Origin of the sequence: Petralouisia muris (genome assembly GCF_004793545.1) — a bacterium.
Taxonomy (GTDB): Bacteria; Bacillota; Clostridia; order Lachnospirales; family Lachnospiraceae; genus Petralouisia; species Petralouisia muris.
In genome coordinates this window covers 1-4,838 of the sequence record NZ_SRYA01000151.1, presented here as the reverse complement: position 1 = coordinate 4,838, position 4,838 = coordinate 1, and the positions used below count along the sequence as shown (strand labels likewise).

The window sequence follows — 4,838 nt, the reverse complement described above, 5'->3', positions numbered from 1 at the left end:
ATGAATGGGTGTAAAGACATCCGGTATTGTTCTTTTCCTTAAGTTAATGACATTGAGTAAAATCAAGGGGTTAAGCCTAATTTAGTCCTATTTTTTATACCTAATTGGGGTTAAGAATGGGCAGCGCTGAACAATTCAAAACCTACATTACGAAAGTCAGATATGGTCGATACAGATATGGTCGGGCTTTGGCTTTTAGTGGAATGAGAGGTGAAAATTTAATACAAAAATTATTTAGGTAGGACTAAATTGGCTCTCAAAACGGATATTCCGTTTGTGTATTGCTAATCTGGTCCTGCCTTTTTGTTTTGAGAAGGAGGATTTACAGATGGGCTTTACAAGAAGGGAGCTGATTCAGTTCTTAGACGGACTGGTGGAGTTAGCCAGTGAGGAAAACAGGGCAAGAGCAGTATTGGTAAAAGAAAAATTCCTAAGTGACTTTGAAAAGACTTACGGATACGAAAAGGAGGTAATCACAGAAGTTTCAAAGCTGCCGCCACACTATATAGCAGCAATGCCGGATTCTGTGCAGGAAGAAATCAAGCAGAAAGTAATAGCAGCACTGACAGAACATGGCGAATGTACCCCTGAAAATGTTGACCGTGCCATGAGTTCCAAAATCTATGATTTAGAGGATTTAATAGACATTCGTGAGTATGTCGAGCGGATGGAGGCAGAGCAGAGGAAGAAAGCGGAGCAGAAAAGGAGGGGCGGCAGATGATAGGAGCAGGAATTATAGTGGCAGTGGTGCTTTTGCTATACTTTTCCCTTGCAAGATCGGCAGGGTTGGCAGACAGAAGAATGGAGGAGATATACAGGCTTTCCGCCGCAAGAGAGGCGGGTGGCATGGATGGGAATTAACGTAAGGGTGCAGGATGCTCCGAAACAAAAAGGAATTATTGCTGCACAGGTAAAACTTGAAAAAGACCTGAGAGACTGTATGCGCTGCAAGTTCTTTTACGGAAACAACAGTCAGTGTCTTGCCAAGAAGTGTGTTAAGGAAGAAAGCAAGCCTGAAATCACGGAGCAGGACAAGGAAAATATGTGTTTTGGATGTCCGTACAGACAGTCGGAAAGGTATTGTTTCCCCTGCATGAGAAAAATTCTAAGGAGATAACGCAACATGAAAAAGATATGGAGGAAAAACGGAATGGAAAAACATATTGAAGTAATCGGGATTGATCACGGCTGGTCAAAGATGAAAACAGCTACACAGATTTTTACGACAGGAGTAAAGGAAATCACAACGGAACCCGCATTTTATGATGATGTTGTGGAGCTGGACGGAAAGTATTACAAGGTAGGCGGGAAACGTCTTGAGGTCAGGGACACGAAAGTTGAGAATGACAACTTCTATCTGCTTACCCTTGCGGCAATCGCAAAGGAACTGAACAGACGGGGAATGAGAAATGCGGATGTTCTTTTATCGGTAGGACTTCCCCTGACAAGGTTCGGTGCAGAAAAGCAGGACTTCATTGATTACCTGTCACAGAAGAAAGAGGTCGGTTTCCTCTTTGAGAAAGAGAGGTATACGGCAAGGATAGCAAGGGTGTCCGTGTTCCCTCAATGCTATGCGGCGGTTGCGGAGCAGTTGAAAGCCCTGCCGGAGCGTGTAGTGGTAGTGGATATAGGGAGCTGGACCATTGACATCATGCCGATACAGAACGGCAAGCCGAATGAGGCGGAATGTATCACAAGCCAGCAGGGACTTATCCGCTGCATGAGGACGATCAATGAGGAATGTAACAGACAGATCGGGCAGGAGCTTGAGGAAAATGTGATACAGCAGGTCATGTCAACCGGAGAAGCAGCATTGCCGGATAAGTACATGAACATTATAAGGGACTGCCTGCGTGATTTCGCACAGAAAGTCTACAATACCCTGAAAGAACACGGTTACAACCTCGATGTGATACCGATTGTGTTCGTGGGCGGCGGGGCGGCAGTCATGAGGCTGTTCGGTTCACATGACGGCGGGAATATCCGTTACATTGAGGACATCAAGGCAAATGCAAAGGGGTATGAACAGCTTGGCAAGATTTTCCTTGCAAAGCACCGTAAACAGATAGGATAGGAGTGGGGCATATGGCAAAATCAAATATCTGCTATCATAATGTCCGGCTTAACCTCGATAATGAGCAGCATTGCAGGGTACACAAGGTGTTGGCGGAACTGAATACGGAAATACACAAATCTGTCAATCAGTTCATCGTCGATGCGGTAGATTACTATATCCGCAGCCTGAATGATGAAAGCCTTGTGAAAGGGGCAGGAGAACCGAAGAAGGATGCAGGGTACATTACAAGGGAAGATTTGGACGGTATACGGTCAGAACTGAAAAGCGAAGTCAAAAGTGAGATTATCATGCTGCTTGGGGCAGCACTCGGAGCCGGGACAGTGAGGGTGGTGGAGGGAGCCACGGGCAGGGGCGGCATGGATAGCACGGCAATGAAAGTGGCAGACGATAAAGAGGGAACAGATGATCCAACCATGATGGAACTGGTTGACAACTGGGGATAGGAGGAATGTTTTATGGCAGGAATAGTTTTAAGAAAGACCGGAGTGGTATTGCTTACCATATTGAAATGGATATTGCAGGCGGTGCTTGTGGCATTGAAGCTGGTGCTTGGGTTAGCGAAACTGTTCCTGCTGTTACTTGCCCTTGTTATGAGGATTGTGCTGACTATGGCAGGTGTTTCGGCAGGCAGACGATGAAAGGAGTAAGAATGGATAAGAAAATATTTGAGGAGTCTTTAATCAGATTGTTCCCTGAATGTGGCGGGGAAGTGGTGCAGGGGTGGTTTGCCTTTGCAGAGGAATGTATCAAAATGGATCAGTCCCCCGATTTCGCTCCGGTATCTGATAAGGATGCCGCCGTAGGGAAATGGCTGGAGGCGATTTACAAGGGGCTTTACAGGGCAAAGCAGGAACATGGGGCAAAGCCTGCAGAACTGATCTGCGGACTTTCCGTAAAACATTGTCTTTACCCGTGGGAAATGATGGAAGCTGCCAAGTATCTGAAAAACGGCGGCGGTATAGATGATGTGATACTGCAGAGCGTGGAAGGGCTGCTGGATGAATGCGATGCCGGGAAAGAAGCCTGTCCCCCCCGAAGAAAGGGAAGGGACGGTAAAGGAGGTGAGCGATATGTGGATGCTGAAATTCTACAAGGCATATGCAAAGGACAAGAGACTGAAAAGAATGCTTGCATATTGGGGCAAAATGAAGTAGCCTTATAGGAGGAAACAATGCACAGAATACGGGACAGACCTAAACACTGATATGTGTCCCGTGTAAATGATACAGAGTCTGCCCATAAGGGAGAAGACAGCGGTACACGGACACAGCCTGCCTTCCCCTTATGGGGAAAGGATAGGTGATTCATATGAAAAAGAGATTATTTCTGATTTTATCCGTAACCATCATGCTTGCTGCCGGATGCGGCAACAAGGACAATATCCTGACTGATATGGAGACGGAACCAACTGAAACAGTGATAGACACCGAGGAACCGGATATGGCGGAGGATGAAGAAATCCCCGCTACAGAACAGGCGGAAAACGGGGTGGCAGGAGAACGGCAGACCGGAAAGGAACCGCCGGAAGAAACGGAACCGGAAGAAGGGGACAAGGAGGCGGCGGAAACACCCGAACCCCAGTCTGTAAGCCAGCCAGAGCAGAAAGAGGAAACGGAACCTGCACAGGGCAGTACAGACGTGCCAAAGCAGGAAGAAACGAAACAGGAAGAAACAAAACCGGAAGAGGCGGAACCGGAGTGCGGAGCAAAGCCGGAAGAAACGGAACCGGAGGAAACGAAGCAGCAGGAACAGACAGTGACCGCAGTATCATATGATCCTGTTTCCGTATGCAGTCAGGCAGTCGCAAAGTGTCAGGCGGGAGGGATGATAACAACCACGGACAACCTTGCAAGCCTGCTGGCAGAGGGGAGGATAACGCAGGAAGAATACAATTCCTATTATCCGTATGACGGACTTGGTTATTACAGCGTTTTTGTGGAAACAGACCTGAATAAAGCGTCCACCACGTCCGGCAGGAAACTTGGCAGTGAGGAGGAAATAGCGGATTATATTGCAGGAATGATGCTGCTGGAAACGGAGCCTGTGTTTAATATCGAGTATGCAGGAGTGTATAACCTGAACGGGACAGATTTTTATGAGTTCCGCTGTTACAGGTAAGAGGGCATACCGATGTATGGATGAAGATGAAAAGAATAAAACAGAGTAACAATAAACGGAAAATGACAAGCCAGTTTTCATGACTTGTCATTTTTTTTGCCCTATTATAAGGAGGAAATCTGAATGAAACAGAAAATGAAAAGATTTATGGCAGGATTCTTAGCCCTGCTCACGGTCTTTACAACGCTGTTAGGCAACGGGACAACTGCATTTGCGGCAAGTTCCAGCGCAAACATCTCGTTCTGGTATGCGTCAACAAGGGCGTCCGGCGAAGTAAGCGAGTTAAAGGCTGGCTATGACCACGGGAAAATCCTGTATGCCATACTGGACGGTAATGCCGCCTACTGCATGAACTTCGGTCTGGCGGCAGACGGCGGGCAGCTTATGAACAGCTACCCAAATTCAAGCACTTCGATGACGGCACAGCAGGAGAAACTTTTAAGCTACTGCCTGTATTTTGGCTTTAACAGCAACAGCGCAACACCGCCGTCAAATGACCAGTGTGACCAGTTCATAGCGACACAGGCAATGGTGTGGGTGATCGTAGGGAACCTGTTCGGTACAGACAGCGGGGATTCCGCAGCAAGGAAGCTGTGCGATACGGCTCCCAACCCGTCATCGTCCTATGCCTATTATGCAAGCC

General features: G+C 47.4%; 9 protein-coding genes. All 9 read left to right on the top strand.

The features are described from left to right. The first annotated feature begins 328 nt into the window (after nt 1-328). On the top strand, nt 329-721 hold the full coding sequence (locus E5329_RS28210) for a hypothetical protein (RefSeq protein ID WP_135992450.1): 393 nt from the start codon (nt 329-331) through the stop codon (nt 719-721). Beyond that, nucleotides 718-861 carry a hypothetical protein gene (locus E5329_RS30210; RefSeq protein WP_168356808.1) on the top strand — a complete coding sequence of 48 codons (144 nt, stop codon included), beginning with the start codon at nt 718-720 and terminating at the stop codon, nt 859-861. Before E5329_RS28210 ends, E5329_RS30210 begins: the two co-directional genes overlap by 4 nt. Next, nucleotides 851-1,117, top strand: coding sequence for a hypothetical protein (locus E5329_RS28205; protein WP_135992449.1), 267 nt, complete (start codon nt 851-853; stop codon nt 1,115-1,117). Before E5329_RS30210 ends, E5329_RS28205 begins: the two co-directional genes overlap by 11 nt. Before the next feature lie 6 nt (nt 1,118-1,123). Beyond that, nucleotides 1,124-2,074: a ParM/StbA family protein gene (locus E5329_RS28200; protein ID WP_330572408.1), complete on the top strand. Its 951-nt coding sequence runs from the start codon at nt 1,124-1,126 to the stop codon at nt 2,072-2,074. Nucleotides 2,075-2,085: 11 nt separating this feature from the next. Then, a complete protein-coding gene (locus E5329_RS28195; protein WP_135992448.1) occupies nt 2,086-2,520 on the top strand; it encodes a hypothetical protein in 435 nt (144 codons plus the stop codon). 12 nt (nt 2,521-2,532) lie between these two features. Then, on the top strand, nt 2,533-2,715 hold the full coding sequence (locus E5329_RS28190) for a hypothetical protein (RefSeq protein WP_135992447.1): 183 nt from the start codon (nt 2,533-2,535) through the stop codon (nt 2,713-2,715). Continuing rightward, nucleotides 2,712-3,239, top strand: a complete 528-nt coding sequence (locus E5329_RS28185) for a hypothetical protein (protein ID WP_135992446.1) — start codon at nt 2,712-2,714, stop codon at nt 3,237-3,239. The genes E5329_RS28190 and E5329_RS28185 overlap by 4 nt, the downstream gene beginning before the upstream one ends. A gap of 146 nt (nt 3,240-3,385) precedes the next feature. Then, the gene (locus E5329_RS28180) at nt 3,386-4,195 is read left to right on the top strand and encodes a hypothetical protein (RefSeq protein WP_135992445.1); all 810 of its coding nucleotides are present in this window, start codon (nt 3,386-3,388) and stop codon (nt 4,193-4,195) included. Nucleotides 4,196-4,318: 123 nt separating this feature from the next. Next, nucleotides 4,319-4,838, top strand: a 520-nt coding sequence (locus E5329_RS28175) for a thioester domain-containing protein (protein ID WP_135992444.1), incomplete at its 3' end; no start/stop codon positions are given.

What these genes read in the sequence shown, in the direction of transcription:
- E5329_RS28210 (WP_135992450.1), top strand. Translation starts at nt 329, where the DNA reads ATGGGCTTTACAAGAAGGGAGCTGATTCAGTTCTTAGACGGACTGGTG.
- E5329_RS30210 (WP_168356808.1), top strand. Translation starts at nt 718, where the DNA reads ATGATAGGAGCAGGAATTATAGTGGCAGTGGTGCTTTTGCTATACTTT.
- E5329_RS28205 (WP_135992449.1), top strand. Translation starts at nt 851, where the DNA reads ATGGGAATTAACGTAAGGGTGCAGGATGCTCCGAAACAAAAAGGAATT.
- E5329_RS28200 (WP_330572408.1), top strand. Translation starts at nt 1,124, where the DNA reads ATGAAAAAGATATGGAGGAAAAACGGAATGGAAAAACATATTGAAGTA.
- E5329_RS28195 (WP_135992448.1), top strand. Translation starts at nt 2,086, where the DNA reads ATGGCAAAATCAAATATCTGCTATCATAATGTCCGGCTTAACCTCGAT.
- E5329_RS28190 (WP_135992447.1), top strand. Translation starts at nt 2,533, where the DNA reads ATGGCAGGAATAGTTTTAAGAAAGACCGGAGTGGTATTGCTTACCATA.
- E5329_RS28185 (WP_135992446.1), top strand. Translation starts at nt 2,712, where the DNA reads ATGAAAGGAGTAAGAATGGATAAGAAAATATTTGAGGAGTCTTTAATC.
- E5329_RS28180 (WP_135992445.1), top strand. Translation starts at nt 3,386, where the DNA reads ATGAAAAAGAGATTATTTCTGATTTTATCCGTAACCATCATGCTTGCT.